This window comes from Mesorhizobium sp. M6A.T.Cr.TU.017.01.1.1, assembly GCF_004023115.1.
In the GTDB taxonomy this organism is placed as follows: Bacteria; Pseudomonadota; Alphaproteobacteria; order Rhizobiales; family Rhizobiaceae; genus Mesorhizobium; species Mesorhizobium mediterraneum.
The window spans coordinates 20,931-44,345 of record NZ_RZTA01000034.1; the positions used below are offsets into that span (position 1 = coordinate 20,931).

General features: G+C 63.4%; 21 protein-coding genes. 12 read left to right on the forward strand and 9 right to left on the reverse strand.

Going from position 1 to position 23,415, the window contains the following annotated elements:
* The first annotated feature begins 130 nt into the window (after positions 1-130).
* Positions 131-2,200: a 3-hydroxyacyl-CoA dehydrogenase NAD-binding domain-containing protein gene (locus tag EOB36_RS13490; RefSeq protein ID WP_128285028.1), complete on the forward strand. Its 2,070-nt coding sequence runs from the start codon at positions 131-133 to the stop codon at positions 2,198-2,200.
* A gap of 36 nt (positions 2,201-2,236) precedes the next feature.
* Here the strand turns inward: EOB36_RS13490 and EOB36_RS13495 are convergent, their stop codons facing one another.
* Positions 2,237-3,049, reverse strand: coding sequence for a LuxR C-terminal-related transcriptional regulator (locus tag EOB36_RS13495; protein ID WP_128243504.1), 813 nt, complete (start codon positions 3,047-3,049; stop codon positions 2,237-2,239).
* A 113-nt stretch (positions 3,050-3,162) separates the two neighbouring features.
* Here EOB36_RS13495 and EOB36_RS13500 point away from each other — a divergent pair, with 113 nt between their 5' ends.
* From EOB36_RS13500 to EOB36_RS13520, 5 genes are all read left to right on the forward strand, one after another.
* Positions 3,163-4,299, forward strand: a complete 1,137-nt coding sequence (locus EOB36_RS13500; RefSeq protein ID WP_128243505.1) for an ABC transporter ATP-binding protein — start codon at positions 3,163-3,165, stop codon at positions 4,297-4,299.
* On the forward strand, positions 4,280-5,443 hold the full coding sequence (locus tag EOB36_RS13505; RefSeq protein ID WP_128243506.1) for a spermidine/putrescine ABC transporter substrate-binding protein: 1,164 nt from the start codon (positions 4,280-4,282) through the stop codon (positions 5,441-5,443). The genes EOB36_RS13500 and EOB36_RS13505 overlap by 20 nt, the downstream gene beginning before the upstream one ends.
* Positions 5,444-5,513: 70 nt before the next feature.
* Positions 5,514-6,377, forward strand: coding sequence for an ABC transporter permease (locus EOB36_RS13510; RefSeq protein ID WP_127315220.1), 864 nt, complete (start codon positions 5,514-5,516; stop codon positions 6,375-6,377).
* On the forward strand, positions 6,377-7,189 hold the full coding sequence (locus tag EOB36_RS13515) for an ABC transporter permease (RefSeq protein WP_128243507.1): 813 nt from the start codon (positions 6,377-6,379) through the stop codon (positions 7,187-7,189). The genes EOB36_RS13510 and EOB36_RS13515 overlap by 1 nt, the downstream gene beginning before the upstream one ends.
* Before the next feature lie 10 nt (positions 7,190-7,199).
* Entirely contained in the window at positions 7,200-7,961 is a 762-nt protein-coding gene (locus EOB36_RS13520; RefSeq protein WP_128243508.1) for a glucose 1-dehydrogenase, read from the forward strand.
* A gap of 16 nt (positions 7,962-7,977) precedes the next feature.
* On the opposite strand, the gene EOB36_RS13525 is transcribed toward EOB36_RS13520, so the two are convergent.
* The 8 genes from EOB36_RS13525 to EOB36_RS13570 all read right to left on the reverse strand — a co-directional run bounded on the left by EOB36_RS13525 (position 7,978) and on the right by EOB36_RS13570 (position 15,751).
* Complete coding sequence (locus EOB36_RS13525; RefSeq protein WP_128243509.1) at positions 7,978-9,486, reverse strand: aldehyde dehydrogenase family protein; 1,509 nt, start codon at positions 9,484-9,486, stop codon at positions 7,978-7,980.
* A 20-nt stretch (positions 9,487-9,506) separates the two neighbouring features.
* A complete protein-coding gene (locus EOB36_RS13530; protein WP_128243510.1) occupies positions 9,507-9,851 on the reverse strand; it encodes a cupin domain-containing protein in 345 nt (114 codons plus the stop codon).
* A gap of 30 nt (positions 9,852-9,881) precedes the next feature.
* On the reverse strand, positions 9,882-10,232 hold the full coding sequence (locus EOB36_RS13535; protein WP_128285029.1) for a cupin domain-containing protein: 351 nt from the start codon (positions 10,230-10,232) through the stop codon (positions 9,882-9,884).
* Between the two features lie 238 nt (positions 10,233-10,470).
* Entirely contained in the window at positions 10,471-11,745 is a 1,275-nt protein-coding gene (locus tag EOB36_RS13545) for a glycosyltransferase (RefSeq protein ID WP_128285030.1), read from the reverse strand.
* A 17-nt stretch (positions 11,746-11,762) separates the two neighbouring features.
* On the reverse strand, positions 11,763-12,836 hold the full coding sequence (locus tag EOB36_RS13550; RefSeq protein WP_126104396.1) for an ABC transporter ATP-binding protein: 1,074 nt from the start codon (positions 12,834-12,836) through the stop codon (positions 11,763-11,765).
* Complete coding sequence (locus tag EOB36_RS13555) at positions 12,833-13,627, reverse strand: ABC transporter permease (protein WP_126104397.1); 795 nt, start codon at positions 13,625-13,627, stop codon at positions 12,833-12,835. The genes EOB36_RS13550 and EOB36_RS13555 overlap by 4 nt, the downstream gene beginning before the upstream one ends.
* Positions 13,620-14,462 (reverse strand): ABC transporter permease, encoded by an 843-nt coding sequence (locus tag EOB36_RS13560; RefSeq protein WP_126107309.1) that lies wholly within the window; start codon positions 14,460-14,462, stop codon positions 13,620-13,622. The genes EOB36_RS13555 and EOB36_RS13560 overlap by 8 nt, the downstream gene beginning before the upstream one ends.
* A gap of 224 nt (positions 14,463-14,686) precedes the next feature.
* Positions 14,687-15,751, reverse strand: a complete 1,065-nt coding sequence (locus tag EOB36_RS13570) for a spermidine/putrescine ABC transporter substrate-binding protein (RefSeq protein WP_128285031.1) — start codon at positions 15,749-15,751, stop codon at positions 14,687-14,689.
* Between the two features lie 240 nt (positions 15,752-15,991).
* Here EOB36_RS13570 and EOB36_RS13575 point away from each other — a divergent pair, with 240 nt between their 5' ends.
* The 6 genes from EOB36_RS13575 (at position 15,992) to EOB36_RS13600 (ending at position 23,355) form a co-directional block, all read left to right on the forward strand.
* Positions 15,992-16,930 carry a GntR family transcriptional regulator gene (locus EOB36_RS13575; protein WP_126104399.1) on the forward strand — a complete coding sequence of 313 codons (939 nt, stop codon included), beginning with the start codon at positions 15,992-15,994 and terminating at the stop codon, positions 16,928-16,930.
* Between the two features lie 11 nt (positions 16,931-16,941).
* On the forward strand, positions 16,942-18,225 hold the full coding sequence (locus tag EOB36_RS13580; RefSeq protein ID WP_126104400.1) for a glycosyltransferase: 1,284 nt from the start codon (positions 16,942-16,944) through the stop codon (positions 18,223-18,225).
* A 4-nt stretch (positions 18,226-18,229) separates the two neighbouring features.
* Positions 18,230-19,615, forward strand: coding sequence for a glutamine synthetase family protein (locus EOB36_RS13585; RefSeq protein ID WP_164547079.1), 1,386 nt, complete (start codon positions 18,230-18,232; stop codon positions 19,613-19,615).
* A complete protein-coding gene (locus tag EOB36_RS13590) occupies positions 19,615-20,904 on the forward strand; it encodes an FAD-binding oxidoreductase (RefSeq protein WP_128243514.1) in 1,290 nt (429 codons plus the stop codon). Before EOB36_RS13585 ends, EOB36_RS13590 begins: the two co-directional genes overlap by 1 nt.
* Before the next feature lie 52 nt (positions 20,905-20,956).
* A complete protein-coding gene (gene pcaF / locus EOB36_RS13595) occupies positions 20,957-22,162 on the forward strand; it encodes a 3-oxoadipyl-CoA thiolase (RefSeq protein ID WP_128285032.1) in 1,206 nt (401 codons plus the stop codon).
* 161 nt (positions 22,163-22,323) lie between these two features.
* Positions 22,324-23,355, forward strand: coding sequence for a BMP family protein (locus EOB36_RS13600; RefSeq protein ID WP_126104403.1), 1,032 nt, complete (start codon positions 22,324-22,326; stop codon positions 23,353-23,355).
* The last annotated feature ends 60 nt before the right edge of the window (positions 23,356-23,415 follow it).

Below are 23,415 nucleotides of genomic sequence, written 5' to 3' on the forward strand. Positions count from 1 at the left end.
CTTCGCCCCTTGCTCCGCCCCAAGATGACGATCGCTGCGGCGGTCTTCCGCGAAAACATCCGGTTCCCATCCAGGCATTGGCCCTGTAAATCCCTCGGCATTGTCGGCGTCATCATTGCGAGAGGTTTGCTTGTCCGATTTCGTGAGCGTTACAAGGGATGGCCGCATTGCCGTCGTGACCATCGACAATCCGCCGGTCAATGCGCTGAGCTTCCATGTTCGCGAGCCGCTGATGCAGGCGCTTGTCTCCTTGCGCGACGAGCCTGATGTCGCGGCCATCGTCATCGCTTGCGCCGGGCGGACCTTTGTCGCCGGCGCCGACATCACCGAATTTGGCAAGCCGGTGCAGCAGCCGGATTTGCGCGCCATCATTGCCGTGCTGGAAACCATCGCCAAGCCGACGGTTGCCGCCATTCACGGCACCGCGTTGGGGGGTGGCCTGGAACTGGCGCTTGGTTGCCATTTTCGCGCTGCGGATACCGGCGCCAAGCTGGGCCTGCCGGAAGTCAAGCTCGGCTTGCTGCCGGGCGGTGGCGGCACGGTTCGGCTGCCGCGTCTCGTCGGCGCGCTGAAGGCGCTCAGCATGATCGTTTCGGGCACGCCGATCGGTGCGGCAGAGGCGCTCGCCGCCGGGCTGGTGGACGCCGTCTTCGAGGATGGCCTGACTGCGCAAGCGGTTCGTTTCGCTAGCGAAATGGTTGGCAGGGGCGGACCGTTCACGCCGGTGCGCGACCGTGACGGCCGTCTCGACCGGGCGGAATTGCCTGAATTCGATAGGCAAGCAGCGGAGCTTGTCAAAAAGGCGCGCGGGCTCGAAGCGCGGATCGCCTGCGCGCAGTCGGTTCGCAACGCCATCACGCTGCCGTTCGACGAGGCGCTGGCGGCGGAACGCGAACTGTTCGTCAAACTCGTTGCTGGTGACCAATCGCGCGCTCAGCGCCATCTGTTCTTCGCCGAGCGCGAGGCGGCGAAGGTTGGGGCTAAAGATATCGTCAGGCGCAAGATCGCGCGGGTCGGCGTCATCGGCGCCGGCACGATGGGCGGCGGCATCGCCATGGCGTTCGCCAATGGCGGGTTTCCTGTGACCCTGCTGGAAACGACGCAGGAGGCACTAGAACGCGGGCTGGCGACGATCGAGAAGAACTATGCCGTCTCCGTCGCACGCGGTTCCCTCAGCGAAGACGCCAAGCGCCTGCGGCTCGGACTGTTCAAGGGTTCCACCGACTATGGCGACCTCGCCGATTGCGACCTGATCGTCGAGGCCGTGTTCGAGGAGATGGCGGTCAAGCGCGAGGTGTTCGGCAGGCTAGACGCGGTGGCCAAACCGGGCGCGATCCTCGCCACCAACACCTCCTATCTCGACGTCAACGAAATCGCCACCTCGACGTCGCGCCCGCAGGATGTCGTCGGCATGCATTTCTTTTCGCCGGCCAACGTCATGAAGCTGCTGGAGATCGTGCGTGCCGAGAAGACCGCGCCCGATGCGCTGGCGACAATCGTCGAGCTGGCGCGGCGGATCGGCAAGGTGCCGGTCGTCGTCGGCGTCTGCCATGGCTTCGTCGGCAACCGAATGCTGGCCGCGCGGGGTTCGGAATCCGAGGCGCTTTTGCTGGAAGGTGCAACGCCACAGCAGATCGACCAGGTATTCACCGATTTCGGCTGGCCAATGGGCCCGTTCCAGATGGGCGATCTCGCCGGCCTCGACATAGGCTGGCGCAACCGCAAGGCGCGCGGCCAGACGGCAATAATCGCCGACACACTGTGCGAACAGGGGCATTTCGGCCAGAAGACCGGCAGCGGCTTTTACCTATACGAGAATGGGTCTCGTATACCGGTAGCCAATCCGAGTGTCGAAGCGCTGATCCGCGCCAAGGCGGTGGAGAAGGGCATCGCACCCCGCACGATTGCTGCTGACGAGATCATCGAGCGCACGCTCTATCCCCTGGTCAACGAAGGCGCGAAAATCCTCGAGGAGAAAATCGCCGCCCGCGCCTCCGACATCGACATCGTCTGGGTCAACGGCTACGGTTTTCCCGTGGGCAAGGGCGGGCCGATGTTCTGGGCCGGTCTCGAAGGGATCGACAAGATCATCGGACGGCTGGACCACTGGCACGAGCGGACCGGCAAGGACGTTTTCAAGCGGGCCCCCCTGCTCAGGCAGATGGCTGAAACCGGCTCCTGGGAAGGCGTTGCCAGCTAAAACTGCCCTGAGCGAAGCCATTTTCGAAATCATTGACTACCGAATCCGCGCGTCGATGATCTCGACGAAACGCGCGAAGAGACCAGCCTGCGATTTGATCTTGAGCTTGCGATAGATGTTGCGGCGGTGGACCTTTACGGTTCCCGGCACGATGCGCATCGCCCTGGCTATCGATTCCGTCGAATGGCCCTGAAGCACCAGGTCGACGACATGTTTTTCGCGCGGCGTGAGCGAAAGGCTCTTCCAGATATGGGCACGTTCGAACTCGTTGACCGGCGCAATCGCCTCGTCCTGCTTCGTCGCTGCCGGTTCGTCGGCCGGAAGGGCCGGCCAACGCAGCCTGGCGAGACCGATCACCGCCGGCGCCATGTCGCGCAGCAACCTGGCATCGGCGGTTCCGAATGGTCCCGAAGCATGCAGTCGCATCAGCGAGACCACCAGCGCGTCCTTTCCCGGCAGCGGCACGAAGAAACCGACCTCCTCGGCCAGCTTGGTCTGGCTATAGTAGGAGCGATAATATTCGCTGGCGTAGAAGCGGTCCGGCGCCAGCTCGCGCATGCGCCAAAAACCTTCCTTGCGCTCGACCGCCGCGTGGTGGAACGGGTCGAGCAGATAAGGCCCTTCCTGGTAGAGCGCGACGAAGACGTGGCTTTCGGCCGGCGAGAACGTCTCGAACAGCAGCGGCGGGCGCGAGGCGCCGCGATAGCCGAAGATCACACAGTGATCGAAGCTGACATGCCGCCGGAGCCAAGCGACCATCGCCTTGCCGAAAAGCTCGCCGCTCGTCTCCCGTGTCGCCGCGATGAGCGCAGCGAGCTGATTGTATTCGTCGCCGCGCGATCCGCTCAATTTATACCCCTTTAAACGAGAAAATAGACCAAATATACCACCTGCGAGGTATATACTAGTCACCGTTGGCTCTGATAGCGTCTTGAAAATCGCCTTCGCTGGAGCCCGCAGCTTTGACCGCAGTGCCAGATATCGAGTTTCGCGGGGTCACCAAACGCTACGGCAGCGTGACTGCGGTCAGCGGCATCGATCTAGCCATCCCGCCGTCTGCCTTTGTCGCCTTGCTCGGGCCGTCCGGCTGCGGCAAGACAACCTGCCTGCGCATGATCGGCGGCTTCGAACAGCCGAGCGAAGGCGCGGTGTTCATCCGCGGCCGCGACATGGCCGGCACGCCGCCCTACCGGCGGCCGGTCAACATGGTGTTCCAGCAATATGCGCTGTTTCCGCATCTGGATGTCGAGGACAACATCGCCTACGGGCTGCGCCAGGCAAGGCCGCGGCTGTCGTCGCGGGAGATCAGCCTGAGAGCAGGCGAGGCGCTCGCCATGGTGCGGCTTGCCGGCTACGGCCGCCGCAAGATCCACGAGCTTTCCGGCGGCCAGCAGCAGCGTGTCGCCTTGGCGCGCGCGTTGGTCAACAAGCCGGCGGTGCTGCTGCTCGATGAGCCGCTGGCGGCGCTCGACAAGAAGCTGCGCTCCGACATGCAGATAGAGCTGCAGAACCTGCAGCGCGAGATCGGCATCACCTTCGTCCTTGTCACGCACGATCAGGAAGAAGCACTGTCGATGAGCGATTTCGTCTGCGTCATGAATGGCGGGCGCATCGTCCAACTCGGACAGCCAAGCGAAATCTACGACGAGCCCGCCGATCTCTTCGTCGCGGACTTCGTCGGCAAGACCAATCTCTTGAGCGGCAAGGTCGCGGGGCATTCGGGCAACCTCGTCGAGGTGGCGCTTGCCGACGGCACCGTCATTGCCGCGCGCAAGCGGACTTCGCTGCGGCAGGACGAAGCCGTTGCCGTCAGCCTGCGTCCTGAATCCCTAAGCCTCGGCGCGCCGGGAAGCGGCCGGCTGAACGGCATTGTCCGCAACCGGATCTTTCTGGGCTCGACCGCGGAATATGCGATCGAGGTCGGCGGTATCGGAACGCTGCTCGCCAAGGCCGATCACCTGATCGGCAGTGGCAACCTCTTCAAGCCGGGTGAACCCGTCGCCATCGGCTTTACAGCCGGAACGCCGCTCGCGTTCCCGGACCCCAAGAATAACGGGACCAACCAGAGGGAAAATAAACATGTCGAAATCATATCGTGACGGACTGCCGATAAGCCCTGAAAAATTCGTCGATCAGTTGATGCGGCTCAAGCGCGGTTCCATCGGCCGCCGCGAGTTCCTTGGCCTCACCGGTCTTGGCATCGCAACGGCGGTGATGGCCCGCGAGCTCGGCATCATGCCGTCGCCCGCCTTCGCCCAGGAGGGTCTTGGCGACCGCATGTCGATCGCCACCTGGCCCAATTATCACGACCCGGCGACGTTCGAGAATTTCAAGGCGGAGACCGGCGTTGCTGTCGAGGTCAATGTGTTCGGGTCAAACGAAGAGATGCTGGCCAAGCTGCAGGCCGGCGCCTCGGGCTGGAGCCTCTTCGTGCCGACCAACTACACGATCTCCACCTACAAGAAGCTCGATATCATCGAAGCGCTCGACATGGCCAAGCTTGCCAATTTCGACGGCTCGCAACAGGACCCGCGCTTCACCGGGGAAGGCACGATCGACGGCGCGACCTACGCGGTGCCGAAGAACTGGGGCACCACCGGATTTGCCGTCAACACCAAGAAGCTCACCAAGCCGATAACGAGTTGGAAGGAATTCTGGGACACGGCCATGGCGGACGGCGACGGCCGGACCATGGTCCATGACTACCAGCTCACCACGATCGGCAATGCGCTGAAATATTTCGGTTTCTCGTTCAACTCGCTGAAGCCGGACGAGCTCGCCAAGGCGGAAGAATTGCTGCTGAAGGTCAAGCCGCATCTGTTCGCGGTTTCCAGCGATTATCAGCCGTCGATGCGTGCCGGCGACGCCTGGATGACGATGTGCTGGACCAATGACGGGGCGCAGCTCCACCGCGACATTCCCGAGATCGCCTATGTCCTTGGCAAGGAGGGCGGCGAGATCTGGACCGACTTCTACGCCATTCCGAAGGATGCGCCCAACAAGCCCGCCGGCTATGCCCTGCTCAACTACCTGATGGACCCGAAAGTCGCGGTCAAGGAGCACCTGGCCAACGGCGCGCCTTCCACCGACGCGCGGGTCAATGCGCTGCTGCCTAAGGAGGTGCTGGACAATCCGATCCTCTACCCGGCGGCGGAACTATTATCTCCGCTGGAATTCGGTGCGGCTGCGACGCTGACCGATCCGGCCCGGGCCGAACTGATGGCCCGCTTCAAGTCGGCTTGAACGGGCCATAAGTCCGATGCAGGCAACGCACCCGGCGGGCAGACGTCCGCCGGCACCGGGGCGGTTTTCAATGCGCAGCAATGTCCTTCGTCATAATCTCCTGACCGCGCTGCTGCTCGGTCCAGCAACCGCGTGGCTGGTGGTGTTTCTGGTCCTGCCGTTCGTCGCGATCGCCGTTTTCAGCGTCGGCGAGCGGGCGCCGGAAGGCGGCTATCAGGCTGCTTTCACGCTCACGCAATATGCCAATCTTCCGGCACGGGCGACTGCCTTCTGGAACACGATGGTGCTGGCGCCGGCAGGCGCCTTGGCCTGTCTCCTCGTCGCCTATCCGGTCGCCTATTACCTCGCCTTGCGCGCGCCGGAGCGGTGGCGGCTGATCCTGCTTGCGCTTGTCGTCATCCCGTTCTGGACCAGCCTGCTGATGCGAACCTATGCCTGGATGTATGTTCTGGGCGGGCGCGGCATCCCGGCATTGCTGGCCTATGTCGGGTTTGAAGACGTGCGGCTGATCAACACGCCGGGCGCGGTCCTGCTCGGCATCGTCTATGGCTATCTGCCGCTAATGATCCTGCCGATCTATGTCAGCCTCGAGCGGCTCGATCGCCGGCTGCTGGAAGCCTCCGCCGATCTCGGCGCCACGCCGATCTCGACATTCCTAGGCGTGACGCTGCGGCTGTCGCTGCCGGGTGTGATGACCGGCTTCTCGCTGGTCATGATCCTGCTGCTCGGCGAATATCTGATCCCGACGCTGCTCGGTGGCGGCAAGGTCTTCTTCATCGGCAACGCGCTGGTCGACCTGTTCCTGCAGTCGCGCAACTGGCCGTTCGGGTCGGCAATCGCGATAACGCTGGTTCTGGTTTCCGTGGTGGTGCTGCTTGCCGCCAACCGAATTTCGACCCGGCTTTCCGGAGCGCGCCGGGTGGACCTGATCTGATGCGCGCCTTCGTCATAGCGGTCTTTGCATTTCTCTACCTGCCGATCGCGCTTGTGGTGCTGTTCTCCTTCAATGCCGGCCGCCACGCCAGCGAGCTCACCGGCCTGTCGGTGCAATGGTACGGCAAGGCGCTGTCGAACCCGTTTCTGGTCGAGGCACTGAAGAACAGCCTGTTCATCGCCACCACCAGCGCCTTGCTCGCAGCACTGTGCGGCACGGCGGCGGCGCTTGGCCTGGCGCGCGTCGGCGCGCGGACACGCGCCGTTTTCGATGCGCTCCTGGGTGCTGCGATCGTTGTTCCGGGCGTCGTCATCGGCATCTCGACGCTGGTCGCGCTCGTCCAGCTGTTTGGGGTCCTCAATCCGTTTCTCGCGTCGCTGTGGCCGAACGACCAGCCGCCGCGCCTCGCACTCGGCTACGGCTCAATTATCGCCGCGCACGGGCTGTTTTCGATGGCGCTGGTGGCAATGATCGTCGGCACACGCCTCGGCAGCCTCGACCGCAATCTGGTCGAGGCCTCAAGTGATCTCTATGCCACCCCGCTGACGACGTTCCGCAGCATCGTGTTGCCGCAGATCATGCCGGCGGTGATCGCCGGCTTCCTGCTTGCCTTCACCTTCTCCTTCGACGATTTCATCGTCGCCTTCTTCGTCGCCGGCGCGCAGACGACATTGCCGATCTATGTCTTTGCCTCGATCCGGCGCGGCGTGACGCCCGAAATCAACGCCATCGCGACGATCGTCCTCGTCGCCTCCGTTCTGCTTGTGGTGCTTGCCCAATGGCAATTGCGCCAACGCAAACCATCAAACTGAAAGTCGCATCATGATTCTGAAAGATCGCATCGCCGTGGTGACCGGCGCCGGGTCGGGCATCGGGCGCGCCGGTGCGATGATCATGGCTAGGGAAGGCGCGGTGGTGGTGATCGCCGACAGGGATCAGGCTGCGGGCGAAGCCACGGCTTTCGACATCCGTACCGCCGGCGGCCGGGCCGAAGCGGTCGCCACCGATGTCGGCGACGATGCGGCGATCGAGCAACTCATTACGGGCACACTGGGCAAACATGGTCGGATCGATGTCCTGCACAACCATGCCGGGGTCCAGGTCGGCGGCACGCTGACCGAAGTCGGCGTCGACGGCATGGATGCCTCCTGGCGGATCAACGTACGGGCGCAGTTCCTCGCGGCCAGGCTCGTCATGCCGTCGATGATCGAACAGGGCGGCGGTGTCATCGTGAACACCGCCTCGAATTCGGGTGTGTTCTATGACCGCGAGATGATCGCCTACGCAACCTCAAAACATGCCGTGGTGGCGATGACCCGGCAGATGTCGCTCGACTATGCCAAGCACAATGTCCGCGTCAACGCACTCTGTCCGGGTTGGGTCGACACGCCCTTCAACGAGCCGTTCATCGCCCAGATGGGCGGGCGCGACGCGATCGAACGCTATGTCCGCACCAAGATTCCCATGCAGCGCTGGGCCGCGGCGGAAGAAATCGCCGAAGCGATCCTGTTCCTCGTCTCCGATCGTTCGTCCTTCATGACCGGCCAGGCGCTGGTGATCGACGGCGGCGAGAGCATCGGCTGACGCAGCCGTTCATATCTCATACGTGCTTGCGTCCGCCGGCCTCGCGAAACCAGCTGTCGGGATAGGGATACCACCAGTCCTGGATCGCTGGCTTGTGGTCGATGATGACCATCTTCGAACGGCGGAAGGCATCGAGGCCCTGGCGACCGAGCTCACGGCCGAGGCCCGACGCCTTCCAGCCGCCGAAAGGCAGCGCGTCATTGTCGATCAGCGGATTGTTGACCCAGACCATGCCGGCTTCGAGCCGTTCGGCGGCCTCATGCGCCTCGGCAAGGTCGGTGGTGAAGACCGAGGCGCCGAGCCCGAACGGGCTGTCATTGGCAAGTTCTATCGCCTCGTCGAAATCCTTGACCCGGCAGATCGCGGCGACCGGTCCGAAACACTCTTCGCGCACGATCGCCATATCGGGGGTGACGCCGGTCAGGATCGTCGGCTCGTAGAACCAGCCAACATTGTGCGCCGGGGGAATGCGCCCGCCGGTGACCGCCTTGGCGCCATTGTGCACCGCATCGTCAACCAGCCGCATGACTTTCGCGCGCGCCGCCTCGCTGACCAGCGGCCCGATCTCGGTCTTGTCGAGGCCGTTGCCGATGCGCAGCGCACGTGTCTTCTGCGCAAACAGCTCGACAAAGCGGTCGTGAACGGCATCGACCACAAAAAACCGCTCGGCCGAAGTGCAGACCTGGCCCGTGAGATGGAACGCGGCGGTGACGCTGCCGGCGGCCGCCACGTCCAGCGGGGCGTGTTGGCTGATGATCATCGGGTCGCTGCCACCCGCCTCGATGACGCAAGGCTTCATGCGTTCGGCGCAGGCGACGGCGACAGCCTTGCCGGCGGCGACCGAGCCGGTGAAGGCGACCGCGTGGATACGATCTGAAGCGATCAGGGCCTGCGCGGTGGCCGCCCCGCCGGGCAGGCAGGAAACCAAGCCATCAGGCAGGGAGCGGAACACGGTCATGTAATCCAGCGTCGACAATGTCGTCGCTTCAGCCGGCTTGATCACGCAGGCATTGCCGGCGGCAAGCGAGGCGGCGACGGTCCAGCACATCAGCAGGATCGGGAAATTGTAGGGCATGATGTGCACCGACGTGCCGTAAGGCTCGTAGCGCGCATACTGGAACGAACCGGCCTGCGTCGTGCCAGCAATCTTGCCGGCATCGTCGCGCGCCATCTCGGCGTAGTAGCGGAAGATCGGCGCGCAATTGGCGATCTCGCCAATCGCTTCCGGATAGGGCTTGCCCATCTCGCGCACCATCAGCTCGGCGCAACGCGTGAAATCGGCCGCCTCGATGGCATTGGCTACTGCATGCAGATGCTTGGCACGGCTCTTGGCGTCGAGTTTTTTCCAAGCCGCTTGCGCCTTGGTCGCCGCGGTGAACACAGCGTCGATCTCGCCATCGGCTGCGGCAGCGATGGCGCCCACGGTTTCGAGCGTCGCCGGATCGATCACCGGTTTTGCCGCACCGGTCATCGGCCGATAGTCCGGATTGACGAAAAAGGTCGGCCGGTCAGCAGAGAATTCCATGGTCTTCCTTTCAACCCCGCTCAGCGGATCATGTAGACCTTCTTGATCGTCTCATGAACGGTGCAGACGCCCTTCCAGTCCTGCGGAAAGAACGCCGCGGTGTCCGGCTCGATCTCGATCACCTCGCCGGATTCGTGGACATAGGTGCAGCGTCCCTCAAGGAAGTGGCAGAACTCGTCGCGGGTGACATGGCAGTGCCATTTGCCTGGGGTGCAGACCCACAGCCCGCATTCGGAGAGACCGTCCGGCCCCTTGTGCAGCAGCTTGCCGGAGGTGCGGGATTCGCCCTCGATCATGGTGGGAATGACGCCCCAGTCGACGAGGTCGGTGATGGCGAGCGGCGATTTCATGATCGGTGTCGGCATGTCGTGAAGCTCCAGTGCGGCAGGCTTGAGTCAGGCCAGCATGTAGACGTTGCGGATGGTCTCGTGGACGGTGCATTCGCCGGTCCAACCGGCCGGGAACATGACCACCGTGGCGGCGGAGACTTCTATCACCTCGCCGTCATCCGATCGGTAGGTCGCGCGGCCGGCAACGAAATGGCACAGTTCGTCGCGCGGGATTGCCAGCCGCCAGCGGCCGGGCGTGCAGACCCAGATGCCGGATTCCGGCTGGTTGTTCGGCCCCTTGTGCACCAGCCTGCCGGTGGAGTGCGAAGCACCTTCCAGCGCATCCGGCTGGGCGCCCCAGTCGACAAGGTCGGTGCGGGTGGAAGCTTGGTGGAGGTGTGGGGCGGAGGCGGTCATGCGGGTGCTCCGCTGGTGCGACGCATGACTTCGCGATGGTCTCGCTCTACGGCGCCCCCCTCTGTCCTGCCGGACATCTCCCCCACTTGGGGGGAGATCGGCAGCTTTGCCGGCAGCGCCTCTTTTGCGAGTTTGGTAATTGGCGAAACCAATGATGACGGCCAATCTCCCCCCAAGTGGGGGAGATGTCCGGCAGGACAGAGGGGGGCGCGAAGGAACGCCATACCCATCAGCCCGGTCACAGCAGCGCCTCCAACAGCCCAGTCGCTTTCTCCGGGCCGTTCTGCGACTGCATCTGCGCCGATGTCTTGGCCAGCTTGGCCTTCATCTTGGGGTCGGTCAGGCAGGTTTCGATCTTCGCGATCAGCTCGGCGTCGCTCCAGTCGTAGCGCGGCATGCCGAAGCCGTGGCCGGTTTCCTCGACCCGTGTAGCGTTGTCGTGGCCGTCCCAGACATAAGGCATGATGATCGCCGGCTTGCCGAAATAGAGGCACTCGGTGAATGAGTTGTTGCCGCCATGGTGGATCACCGCATCGACCTGCGGGATGACCGAGGGCTGTGGAAACCAGCTCTCGACGATGACGTTTTCGGGCACTTGCGCGTACTGGTCCTTGTAGCCGCCGACATTGACCAGCGCCCGGTAGCGCGTCTTGCCTAGCGTCGCGATAATGCGCTTCAGTAGGTCGACATCACCGGCGCCAAGGCTGCCGAAGGAAACATAGAGCAGCGGCCCGTCGTTATTCTTCGTAAAAGTCGGCACCGTGTAGGGTTTCTCCTGCCGCACGCAGCCTTCCAGATACTGGAATTTTGCCGGGTCGAGCGGATGGCGGCGCTTGAACTTTGCCGCCTCGGGATAGAGCAGCAAATTGAGGTAGGGCGAGGCCTCGAAGAACTGGCCGATTGGATAAGGCGCTTCGTTGTTGGCAGTGAGGAACGCGTTGAAGCCGTCATGGATCGGCTTGATGACCGCGTTGAAATGGTCGCGGTAGCGCTGATGACAGGCGTGATCGTTCTCGCCGCAGCCGGACAGATGCGGCGGGATGTCCTCGTCCTCGATCTCGTTCTCCGAGCAGGAGATGACGCGCACCCACGGCTTGCCATACTGCTTGATCGCCGGAAACAGGATGACGTTGTCGACGCAGATGACATCGGGCTTGATCGTCGCAAGCACACCGGGCAGGTCCTTCTCAGCCCATTTGGCGCTGTCGACGATCGCCGTCCAGCAATCCTTCACGTAATTGTCGACCTGGTCATAGGGCGACTTGCGGAAGTTCGGGATATGGCCGTTGATGAAGTCTTCCCAGAACTTGGCCATCTGTTCGGGCGGCATCGGCTCGGAAAGGTTCACCGGATGGGCTTCGAAGCCATAGCCCTTGTAGACGTCGATAAAGCCGGGATCCGACAGGAACACCGCTCTATGGCCGCGCGCCTCGACTGCCTGGGCGATGCCGACGGAATTGAGCGCCGGGCCATAGGCCGCTTCCGGAAAAAACGCGATCGTCTTCTGCGCCATGAAAGCTTCTCCTTCGATCAATCTGCGAAAATTCTGACGTCGGCGGCATCCCAGCCGAGCTCGACTGCATCGCCTGACGAGACCGGGCGCCGGTCAGCGGCGTCGGCGGTGACGCGCACCAGGAACGGCTTTGGCGACAGAGCGGTGCGGACATGCAGCTGCAGGTCGAGCCCCTGATAGGCCAACGCCTCGACGGTGCCGGCAACACGGTTGGCCGTTTCTGGCGACGGGAACAGCCGGATGCGTTCGGGCCGCACCGAAGCAACCGCCGCAGCGCCGGGCGAAAGTGTTGCGGGAACTGTGCCGACGATCCGTGTGCCATCCGCTGCCAACACGCCGTCGCTGGCGGCCTTGCCCGGCACGAAATTCATAACGCCAATGAAGTCGGCAACGAAACGATCGGCCGGATACTCGTATACCGCGTGCGGTGTATCGCATTGCAGCAGCTTGCCGTCCCTCAGCACCGCCATGCGGTCAGCCATGACGAGCGATTCCTCCTGGTCATGGGTGACGATGACGAAGGTGATGCCGACCTCGTGCTGCAGGCGCTTCAGCTCCAGCTGCATGGCGCCGCGCAATTTCTTATCGAGCGCGCCGAGCGGCTCGTCGAGCAGCAGCAGCCGCGGCCGCTTGACCAGCGCTCGGGCAAGCGCGACCCGCTGTTTCTGCCCGCCCGACAATTGCTCCGGCTTGCGGTCGGCGAAGGCGACGAGCTCGGTCGTCGCCAGGATGGCGTCGACACGGGAGCGGATTTCCTTTGCCGGCAAGCGTTCCATTTCGAGGCCGTAGGAGACATTGGCCCTGACGCTCATATGCGGAAACAGCGCATAGGACTGAAACATCAGATTGACCGGCCGTTTGTTGGGCGGGGTCCTGGCGATGTCGCGCCCGTCGAGCAGGATGCGACCTTCATTGGGTGTCTCGAAGCCGGCCAGCATGCGCAGCAACGTGGTCTTGCCGCAGCCCGAAGGTCCGAGCAGGGCGAAGAACTCGTTCTCGCGGATGTCGAGCGATATGCCGTCGACGGCGGTCACCCGGCCGAAGTTCTTCGACACCTTGTCGATCGCCAGCAGCGTGCGGGGCTCGTTCATTGGCCGATGACCCCGCGGTTGAGCCGCTGCGACAGGGTCAACGCGGTGATCGAGACCGCCATGACGATAGTCGCCAATGCATTGATCTCCGGCGTGATGCCGAAGCGGATCATCGAATAGATCTGCATCGGCAGCGTGGTCGAGGCGCGGCCGGCGCCGGCGGTGAAGAAAGCGATGATGAACTCGTCGACCGACAGGGTGAAGGCGAGCAGCGCGCCGGCGACCACCGCCGGCAGGATGACCGGCAATGTCACCCGCCTGAAGGTGGTGAGCGCGGTAGCGCCGAGATCGGCGGACGCCTCGACGATCGACCAGTCGAAGCTTTTCAGCCGGGCGCGCACCACCGAGCAGACGAAGGCGAGGTTGAACACGACATGGGCGAGGATGATGGTGTGCAGGCCCAGGGTGAAATCGAGCATGGAGAAGAAGCTGAGCAGCGCGATCGCCAGCACGATGTCGGGAATGATCATCGGCGCAAAGATCAGCGCCTCGAGGCCTCTTCCATACTGCCGGCGCATTTCGACGCCGATGGCCAGCAGCGTGCCGAGCAGCGTGGCGATTGCCGTCGAGACAAGCGCCACGATCAGCGTGTTAAGGGCGGCGGAAAGGATCGCGGCGTTTCCGGCGAGCGAGGCATACCATTTCAGCGAAAAGCCCGACCAGACGGTCGGCAGCCCGCCTTGGTTGAAGGACAGCGCCACCAGCACGGCGATCGGGATGTAGAGAAAGGCGAAGACGAACGAAAGCACGAGCCAGAGCGTGCGACGCGTGGCGGGGGAACGCTCAGCCATCGGCGCCTCCTTTCGCTTCGGCGATACGGCCAGCGGCGCGATCTGCGGCCAAAGCCTGCGCGGTCAGCACCAGCAGCATTATAGCGATCAGCGCCATCGCCAGCGCCGCGCCGAAGGGCCAGTCATTGGCGGTCAGGAACTGGTCGTAGACGAGATTGCCGATCATCTGGAAGCGGCCGCCGCCGAGCAGCGCCGGCGTGACGAAATTGCCGATCGACAGCACGAAGACGAAAACCGCCCCGGCGGCGATACCCGGCACCGTCAACGGCAGAATGACCCGGCGAAATGTTGTCATGGCCGAAGCGCCAAGGTCGCGCGAGGCTTCAGCGAGCTCCGGGTTGAGCCGCGACAGCGGCGCGTAGCAGGCCAGGATGACGAAGGGTAAATAATTGTAAACCAGACCGGCGATGACGGCGCCTTCGGTATAAAGCATCGACGGCGGCTCGCCGGTGTAGCCAAGCCAGCGCAAGAGCTGGGTGATCAGGCCCTCGCGGTTGAGCAGCACGATCCAGGCGTAGGTGCGGATCAGGTAGTTGGACCAGAACGGCAAGACAGCGAAGAACAGGAACACCGGCTGCCACCGGCGCGGTGCTGCCGCGATCGCATAGGCAGCGGCATAGCCGATCACCACCGCGATCAGGGTTGCCGTGCCGGCGATGCGTGCCGAGTTGAGGAAGATGCCGGCATAGAGCGGGTCGAACACCAGCCCGAAATTCTCCAGCGTGAAGGTGTATTCGATGCCGCCATAGATGCCGCGCCGGAAGAAGGCGAGCGCCAGCACCAGCGCACATGGCACCACCATCAAGGCAGTGAGCCAGGCCAGCGCAGGCGCCATCAGCAACGAGGAGCGGGAAGGTTGCGTCAAGTCGCACCCCCCTCTGGCCTGCCGGCCATCTCCCCCTCAAGGGGGGAGATTAGCAGTTCCAACCTCTCGCTTACCTTCAAATATTGAAGATTGGCGAAAGCGACGCCACAGCCAATCTCCCCCCTTGAGGGGGAGATGGCCGGCAGGCCAGAGGGGGGCGTGAAGGAACGCAAGTTGACTTCCAGTAATCGATTTTACTGCGCGGCCTTGATCTCGCTGACGATCTTTGAATAGTCGCGCTGGGCGTCGCCGACGTCACGCAACTGCTCGAACTTGACGAGCTCGGCCACCGGCATGCCCATATTGGGAAACTTGGCAAGGAAATCGGCCGGCAGGCTTTCCATGGCCGGCTTGTTTGGCACCTTGTAGTCGATGTTCTGGGCCGCCCAGGCGTGGTTCTTGGCGTCCAGCATGAAGTTGATGAATTGGAACGCGGCGTCCTTGTTGGCTGACGCCTTCATCACCACCATCGTGTCGACCCACAGGTCCGAACCCTCCTTGGGGATGACGTATTTGATCTCAGGCTTCTCGGCGATGCCATAATTGCACCAGCCATCCCATGCCTGCACCATCAGCGCCTCGCCCGAGACCAGCTTCGAATAGAAGGTGGTGTCGTCATAGGCGAGCAAGGTCTTCTTGGCCGAGATCAGCAGGTCCTTGACCTCGGCGAGTTTGGCCGGATCGGTCTCGTTGACAGAATAGCCTTTGGCGAGCTGGCCGGCGGCAAGCAGCCAGCGGTCGGTCGCCAGCATGGTGGTCTTGCCCTTGAGCGCATCGGATGGGGCGAGAAGATCGTTCCAGCTCGCCGGCTCGGTCTTGACCAGATCCGAACGGTAGCAGAGGCCGGTGGTGCCCCAGGTGTAAGGCACGGAGAAATTGTTGCCGGCGTCGTGCGGCAGCTTCGCCGCCTCGGGATAAAGATTGGCGAGGTTGGGGATCTTGGCGTGGTCGATCGTCTCGATCAGGCCGAGCTTGTTCAGCACTTCGGCGAAGGGCGAGGAGACGAAGACCACGTCATAGCCCTTACCGCCCGAAGCGACGAGCTTGCCCATGATCTCCTCATTGGTGGCGTGGACGACGACCTCACCGGAAACGCCGGTCGCGGCCTTGAAGGCGGCCATGGCATCCGGCGCCATGTAGCCATCCCAGTTGGAAATGACGAGGTCGGCGGCAGAAGCCGGCGCCGACAGCGCCAGGGCGAGGCCAAGCGCAATCCAAGATATCTTTAACGGATGGCGCAGGCGGGTTGAGGCGGTCATGACAGACTCCCATTCTGGTTGATCGTCGAATTCAATCAATCGTCGGACCAGCGCTTGCGACCATGCCGCCGCTTCGATCCTGTTCCCCGGTCTTTTTATTGCCGATTGACCTGACAGTACTATTGCAGAAAAAAGTACGTCAATCCATAATTTGGAAAATCGCTGCGAAACCTGGCCGATTGTGTCTGCAAGGGCGATCGGTCAAGCCGCAGCGGTCAAGTCCGTTCATGAGAAATCGCCATGCAAGCCGCTGCCAGACGACCGCGCACCAACCATCTCGATCTCGCTCAGCGCATCCTGGATGTGGCCCGGCAACGCGGCTTCGAAGCCGGTGCTCATCTTCCGGAACAGCAGATCGCGTCTCTCTGCAACGTTTCGCGGACTCCGGTGCGGGCCGCATTGCGTCTGCTCACCGAAAAAGGCGTCGTGCGCTGGGAGGCTGAATCGGGCTACCGCCTTGCGGTGGACCTAACCAGCCAGGCGACTCTTGCCACCGATCTGCCTGTTACCGAGGAGGACGAGCTCGCGGAGATGATCCTGCGTGATCGGTCGGCGCGCCGGCTGGATCAGACGGTGACCATCGGCGCGCTGATGCGGCGGTATGATGCCGAGCGGAAGACGGTACTAAAAGCGTTAAAGAAACTGACAGATGAAAATCTTCTGGACCGCGCGCCGGGTCAGTCCTGGCTGTTCAGGCGGGCGCCCGATGATCCGGAGGCACAAGGGGAAAGCTACGAGTTCCGCCTGCTGCTCGAACCTGCCGCCATTCTGGCGCCTGGCTTCCGGCTGGACGGGACCCGCGCGGCGGCATTGCGCCAGGGCATGGAAGCACTGCTGTCGCTGCCCGATGCCGCATTCGACACCAAAGAGTTCCAGCGCCTGGACATCGACTTTCACGGCCTAATCGCCGATGGCGCCGCCAACCGGTTCGTCACCGACGCGCTGTCCGACCATCTCAGGCTGCGCCGGCTGCCAGGGACCTATGCCGGCGTCAACGTCTTCCGGCTGAAGCAGTCGCTGCGCGAGCACCTGACCATACTCGACCAATTGGAAAGCCGGCAGTATGAGGTTGCGGCCGACCTGCTTCGCGTCCACTTGCGGCTTTCCCGCAGCCAGCGGCCGCAGGCGGCCAGTCGCGGGGCCCCCGCATTGTTCGGCATGATCAGCCGGCCGGCTTGACGAGGACCATAGTGACGCGCAAAGCCAGCCCGACCATCGCGCTGTTTCCCGAAGCGAGCTTTGGCGCGGCGCTCAATTGCGTCGGCATCGCGCAGGCCTTGCGCGCTCGTGGCGCCCGGCCGGTGTTCATCTGCCATGCCGGCTTCTCCGGCGTGTTTGCCGACTATGGTTTTCAGGAATACCAGTTGCCGACCGACGAGCCGCTGACCGACAGCGAACGCCAGAGCTATTGGCAGGCTTTCGTGCGCCGGCATCTGCCGCATTTCAGGCTGAGCCCGATCGACCAGCTCGAGACCTACGTCGCCCCGACCTGGGAAGCGATTGTCGACACCGCCGTCAATGCCGAGGCGCCGCTGCGCCAATTGCTGGCGCGGCTGAAGCCGGACGCGGTCGTGCTCGACAATGTCATCATGTTTCCGGCGCTGGCTTCCGCCGGCTGCCCATGGGTGCGCGTCGTCTCCTGCGCCGAGACCGAGTTGCCCGACCCCGATGTGCCTCCCTATCTGTCCGGTCTCGCCGCCGACGATCCGAGCCGCGCGGCCTTCGAGGCCCGCTATCTGGCAGCGGTCGCTCCGGCCCATGACCGGTTCAACCGGCTTCGGGCGGATGCCGATCTTGCGTCCTTGCCGAAGGGTCTTTTTCTCGAAGCTTCGCCCGACCTCAATCTGCTGCTGACCCCGACGATCGTGCGGCGGGAACGCGCCGAGCCGCTCGACCCGGCCCGCTTCGTCTATCTCGAAGGCTGCGTCCGCTCGGAAGGGCCGTTCGATGTGCCGGTGTTTCCGCGTAATGACGGGCCGCTGGTCTATCTCAGCTTCGGCAGCCTGGGCGCCATGGATGTCGGGCTGATCGAGCGCATGCTCGCCGTGTTCGACCGGCTTCCGGCCCGCTTCATCGTCAATGTCGGCGGTCTGCGCGACACCTATCGCGCGGTTCCGGACAATGTCTATCTCGATGCCTGGTTTCCGCAGCCATCGGTTGTTGCGAAATCCGACCTCTTCATCCATCACGGCGGCAACAACAGCTTTTGCGAAGCGCTGCGTTTCGGCGTGCCGTCGCTGATCATGTCCTATTGCTGGGACGGGCACGACAATGCGCAACGTGCCGAGGAAACCGGCGTCGGCCGCCACCTCAGCCGCGATGGCTGGAGCGACGATGAACTTGAAAATGCCATCCTTGGCCTAATGGCCGACGGCGAAATGCGCTTTCGTCTCAAGGAGAATGCCGCCACCATGGCACGGGCGCCGGGAACGGACGCCGCCGCCGAAGCCATTCTCGCCCTTGTAAGGACGTGACCTGATGCTCAAGACCACAACAACGGATGCACCTGAAATGACCCCAATGGAGGATCCGAAAGGATGGCTGGAGCAGCAGGGGATCAGGGAAGTCGAGTGCCTGGTGCCGGACGTGAATGGCGTGTTGCGCGGCAAGACCTTGCCGACGGCCAAGCTGCTGAAGTCACTCGAGGATCGCGCGCTCTATCTGCCGAGCAGCGCCTTCCTGGTCTGCATCGACGGCCGCTATTCCGGTTCCAACGACGAGGGTTTTGGCTACCAGGACCCCGATATGCGGATGGTGCCGGATGTTGCGACGCTCTGCCTTGCGCCTGGCGCCGGAGCAGGCAGAGCCTATGTCTTTGCCGATGCGTTTCACATGGACGATCGGCCGTGGATGGCCTCGCCGCGTCATGTCCTAAGGGCCGTGCTTGATCTCTATCGCCAGCGCGGATGGCGGGCGGTGGTGGCGCCTGAGCTCGAATTCTACCTGACCGCGCCCAATCCCGATCCTGATCGGCCGCTGACAGCACCGGTCGGGCGCAATGGCCGCTCCGAAACCGTGCAGCACCCCTACGACATGGCGGCGCTGGAGGAGTTCGAGCCGGTGATCCAGCGACTCTACGACTACGCCGCAAAGGCCGGGCTGCCGCTCGACACGCTGATCCATGAATCGGGCACGGCGCAGCTCGAGATCAATTTCCTGCATGGCGACGCGCTGCCGCTGGCCGACAAGGTGCTGCTGTTCAAGCGGTTGACGCGCCAGGCCGCACAGGAATTCGGCATGCATGCAACCTTCATGGCCAAGCCGATCGCAGCACAAGCCGGCAGCTCCATGCATCTCCACATGTCGGTCATCGACGAGGCCGGGAATACGCTGTTTGCCGGGCGTGATGATGCCGACACCGATATGTTTGGGCATTTCATCGGCGGCCTGCAGAAATACATTCCCGAGGTGATGCCGCTGTTTGCACCGAACGTGAATTCGTTCCGCCGCATCCGGCCGAACCACAGCGCGCCGGCCAACATCGAGTGGTCGCATGACAACCGCTCCTGCGGCCTGCGCGTGCCGGCCGGTGGGCGCGCCGCCCGTCGGGTGGAAAACCGGCTGCCCGGCGCCGATTCCAATCCCTATCTGGCGATGGCCGGCTCGCTGCTCTGCGGCTATCTCGGCGTCGAGGAAAAGCTCTCGCGCTCGCCAGAGGCATCGGGCAACGCCTATCGCAGCAAGAGCACGCTGCCGAAAACCATGGAGGAGGCGCTCGACCGTTTCGCCGCGTGCAGTCCGGTCCGGGAGTTGCTCGGCGAGGATTTCTTCCAGACCTATCTGCGCGTCAAAAGCGTCGAACTCGACTTGTTCCAGAGCGTCGTCACGAGCTGGGAACGCGATCATCTGCTGCTCAAGGTGTGATGATGGGCTTCAACTCCGGCCTGGATATCGGCAAGTCCTACTACGTCGCGACGGCCAATCCGGCGCCCGATCAACCGGCGCTGCAAGGCGACGTTGACGCCGATCTGGTGGTGGTCGGCGGCGGCTGCACCGGCCTGTCCGCGGCTCTTCATGCCGCCGAACGCGGGCTGAAGGTGGTGCTGCTCGAAGGCGGCAAGATCGGCTGGGGGGCGTCCGGGCGCAATGGCGGCCAGATCATCCCCGGCCTGCGCAAGGGCGCCAAGGGTCTGGTCAAGCTTTATGGGCCCGAACGGGCGCGGGCGCTGTTCGACCTCGCCTTCGAGGCGCGCGGGCTGGTGCTCGACCTGATCGAGCGCCACGCCATCGATTGCGACCTCCGGCTGACCGGCCACCTCGCCGGTGCGGTCAATAGCTCCGACCTGCGCGACCTCGAAGAAGAGGCCGAGTGCCTTGCCACCGTGATGAATTTTCATGACATCGAGATGCTGTCGGCAGCGCAGGCGCGCGGAATGGTAAACACGCCCTATCACGGCGCGATGTACGAGAAGCTCGGCGGCCATATGCATTCGCTGAACTATACGCTGGGTCTTGCCCGCGCGGCGGCAGCGGCGGGCGTCACCATCCACGAAAATTCGGTGGCGCTGCGGCTGGAGCGGGAACCAGCCATCAGGGTTTCGACGGCCAAAGGCTCGGTCCGGGCCAAGCATGTCGTGCTGGCTGGCGACGCGCTGCTCCAGGGGCTCGAGCCGCGCGTCAACAGCCGCATCATGCCGGTCGGCAACTACATCATCGCGACCGAGCCGCTGGACGACACGAGCGACGTCATTCCAAGCAATGTGGCCGTTTCCGACACACGCTTCGTGGTCAACTACTATCGGCTGTCGGCGGATGGCCGCCTGCTGTTCGGTGGCGGCGAGCGCTACACGCCGTCACCGCCCACCGACATTGCCGGCTTCGTGCGGCCGCATATGGAAAACACTTTTCCGCAATTGCGCGGTCGCCGCATCGACCATGCCTGGGGCGGGCTCGTCTCGGTGACGACATCGCGCCTGCCGGATGTCGGCCACTATGGCGAGGTCTATTTTGCACATGGCTATTCCGGCAAGGGCGTGATCCTGTCGACGCTGTCGGGAAAGCTGCTCGCCGAGGCGATCACCGGCGACGCTTCGCGGTTGGATCTGTTTTCGACCCTGAGGCCAATGCCGTTTCCTGGCGGCACCGCCCTGCGCGGTCCGCTGTATGTGCTCGGCATGCTTTGGTACGCCATGCGCGATCGCATCAAGCATTGAGGATCGGCAAGTGAGTCCGCACCAGGGAAACGCAAAAGAGAAAGCTGCATAGATGGCCGAAGCCTACATCTGCGACTACATCCGCACGCCGATCGGGCGCTTTGGTGGGCAGTTGGCGTCGGTCCGCGCCGACGATCTTGGCGCGATACCCCTGAGGGCGCTGGTCGAGCGCAATCCCAGCATCGACTGGGCTGATATCGATGACGTCATGTATGGCTGTGCCAACCAGGCTGGCGAGGATAATCGCAATGTGGCGCGCATGGCGCTACTGCTCGCCGGACTGCCCAAGGAGATTTCGGGTTCGACCGTCAATCGCCTCTGCGGTTCGGGCATGGATGCCGTCATCATCGCCGCGCGCGCCATCAAGGCGGGCGAGGCGGAGCTGATGATAGCAGGCGGCGTCGAATCGATGAGCCGCGCTCCCTTCGTCATGCCCAAGGCGGAGACGGCGTTTTCGCGCAATGCCGAGATCCACGACACCACCATCGGCTGGCGTTTCGTCAATCCGTTGATGAAGAAGCAGTATGGCGTCGATTCGATGCCGGAGACCGGTGAGAATGTCGCAAAAGAGTACGCCATCTCCCGCGCGGACCAGGATGCCTTCGCCCTGCGCAGCCAGGACAAGGCGGTCGCCGCGCAAGCCAATGGCCGGCTGGCGAAAGAGATCACTCCCGTAACGATCCCGCAGCGCAAGGGCGATCCGGTTATCGTCTCGAAGGACGAGCATCCCCGCGCCGGTACGACGTTCGAGGCGCTGGCGAAATTGCCGACGCCGTTTCGGCAAGACGGCACGGTCACGGCCGGCAATGCCTCGGGCGTCAACGATGGCGCCGCTGCGCTGATCGTTGCCTCGGAAGCCGCGGTGAAGAAATACGGCCTGACGCCGATCGCCCGCATTCTTGGAGGCGCGGCCGCCGGCGTGGCGCCACGTATCATGGGCATCGGTCCTGTGCCGGCGACGCAGAAGCTGTGTGCCCGGCTCGGCCTGAAGCCAACAGATTTCGACGTCATCGAGCTCAACGAAGCCTTTGCCTCCCAGGGCATCGCCGTGCTCCGCCAACTCGGCATTGCCGAGGACGCGGAGCACGTCAATCCGAATGGCGGTGCCATCGCGCTCGGCCACCCGCTCGGCATGTCGGGTGCGCGCATATCAGGCACCGCGGCGCTGGAGCTTCGCGAGCGCGGCGGCCGCTATGCGCTCGCCACCATGTGCATCGGCGTCGGCCAAGGCATCGCCGTGGCGCTGGAAAGGCTGTAAAACAAACTGCAATCAACGGTCGCCGCCACGAGGCGCGGCCAGCTGCAGCTTCCCGGCAAATTTGACCATGTGGACAAAGGTCGGACGCCGTTCCATAGTTCCCTCGCTGATAATTCAAAGAAACAGCCGGCTCGACACGGCGTCAATCAGAGGGGCATGCAATGGAAAATGGGAAGAGCAAAATCCAATCGAAACGCGAAGGACTTTCGCGACGCAATGTGCTGGAGCTGGGCGCGCTAGGCTTGGCAGCAGCCATGCTGCCGGGCAGTGCCTTGGCGCAGGACAAGAAGCTGAAGGTGGCGGCGATCTTCGCCACGCCGATCGAGGAGCCATGGGACCACCAGATCCATGTCGCCCTGCAGAGGGCCGAGAAGGAACTCGGCATCGAATACAAATGGTCGGAGAAGGTGCAATCGGCCGATTTCAGCCGGGTCATGCGCGAATATGCGCAAGGCGGCTATGAGCTGGTTCTCGGCGATGCTTTCGCCGCCGAGCGCGAATCCCGCCGAACCGCCAAGCAGTTCCCGAAGGTCGCCTTCCTGTTCGGCTCCGGCGCCGGGCCGGCCGAGCCGAATTTCGCAGTCTTCGACAACTGGATCCACGAGCCGGCCTATCTCTCCGGCCTGATCGCCGGAAAGATGTCGAAATCAGGCACGATCGGCGCCGTCGCGGCGATGGGCATTCCTGAGGTCAACCGGCTGGTCAACGCCTTCTTTGCCGGTGCCAGGGAGGTCAATCCTGATATCAAGAGGAAGGTCGCTTTCATCGGCTCCTTCTTCGATCCGCCGAAGGCAAAGGAAGCGGCGATCGCCCAGATCGACGCCGGCGTCGACGTGATCTATGCCGAACGCTTCGGCGTCATCGAAGCGGCGGTCGAGAGGAAAATCCTCGCCATCTCCAACATGTCCGACCAGTCGAGCCTCGGCCCGGACACGGTGATCACCGGCCCGGTCTGGGACATGTATCCGACGGTCGAGCACGCGATCAAGCTGGTCAAGGCGGGTGTCTTCACCGCGCAGGATTACGGCGATTTCTCGCGCATGGCCAAGGGCGGCTCCTTTCTGGCGCCCTACCACAAGTTCGACAAGACGCTGCCTGCTGACGTCAAGGAGCTGGTCGAGAAGAGGAAGGCCGAAATCCTAGACGGCAATTTCCGCGTCGATGTCGACGAGAACACGCCGGTTTCGGATTAGAGCGCTGTCTTTTTTGGGGATCTGGCGCTTGTCGCACCCCCGCTCAAAGCTGAATCGTAG

Bases quoted from the DNA above. Each gene is read 5' to 3' on its own strand.
- EOB36_RS13550 (WP_126104396.1), bottom strand. From the start codon at position 12,836: ATGAACGAGCCCCGCACGCTGCTGGCGATCGACAAGGTGTCGAAGAAC.
- EOB36_RS13530 (WP_128243510.1), bottom strand. From the start codon at position 9,851: ATGCCGACACCGATCATGAAATCGCCGCTCGCCATCACCGACCTCGTC.
- EOB36_RS13570 (WP_128285031.1), bottom strand. From the start codon at position 15,751: ATGACCGCCTCAACCCGCCTGCGCCATCCGTTAAAGATATCTTGGATT.
- EOB36_RS13515 (WP_128243507.1), top strand. From the start codon at position 6,377: ATGCGCGCCTTCGTCATAGCGGTCTTTGCATTTCTCTACCTGCCGATC.
- EOB36_RS13520 (WP_128243508.1), top strand. From the start codon at position 7,200: ATGATTCTGAAAGATCGCATCGCCGTGGTGACCGGCGCCGGGTCGGGC.
- EOB36_RS13575 (WP_126104399.1), top strand. From the start codon at position 15,992: ATGCAAGCCGCTGCCAGACGACCGCGCACCAACCATCTCGATCTCGCT.
- EOB36_RS13585 (WP_164547079.1), top strand. From the start codon at position 18,230: ATGCTCAAGACCACAACAACGGATGCACCTGAAATGACCCCAATGGAG.
- EOB36_RS13590 (WP_128243514.1), top strand. From the start codon at position 19,615: ATGATGGGCTTCAACTCCGGCCTGGATATCGGCAAGTCCTACTACGTC.
- EOB36_RS13560 (WP_126107309.1), bottom strand. From the start codon at position 14,462: ATGGCGCCTGCGCTGGCCTGGCTCACTGCCTTGATGGTGGTGCCATGT.
- EOB36_RS13510 (WP_127315220.1), top strand. From the start codon at position 5,514: ATGCGCAGCAATGTCCTTCGTCATAATCTCCTGACCGCGCTGCTGCTC.
- EOB36_RS13555 (WP_126104397.1), bottom strand. From the start codon at position 13,627: ATGGCTGAGCGTTCCCCCGCCACGCGTCGCACGCTCTGGCTCGTGCTT.
- EOB36_RS13535 (WP_128285029.1), bottom strand. From the start codon at position 10,232: ATGACCGCCTCCGCCCCACACCTCCACCAAGCTTCCACCCGCACCGAC.
- EOB36_RS13525 (WP_128243509.1), bottom strand. From the start codon at position 9,486: ATGGAATTCTCTGCTGACCGGCCGACCTTTTTCGTCAATCCGGACTAT.
- EOB36_RS13600 (WP_126104403.1), top strand. From the start codon at position 22,324: ATGGAAAATGGGAAGAGCAAAATCCAATCGAAACGCGAAGGACTTTCG.
- EOB36_RS13505 (WP_128243506.1), top strand. From the start codon at position 4,280: ATGTCGAAATCATATCGTGACGGACTGCCGATAAGCCCTGAAAAATTC.
- EOB36_RS13545 (WP_128285030.1), bottom strand. From the start codon at position 11,745: ATGGCGCAGAAGACGATCGCGTTTTTTCCGGAAGCGGCCTATGGCCCG.
- pcaF (WP_128285032.1), top strand. From the start codon at position 20,957: ATGGCCGAAGCCTACATCTGCGACTACATCCGCACGCCGATCGGGCGC.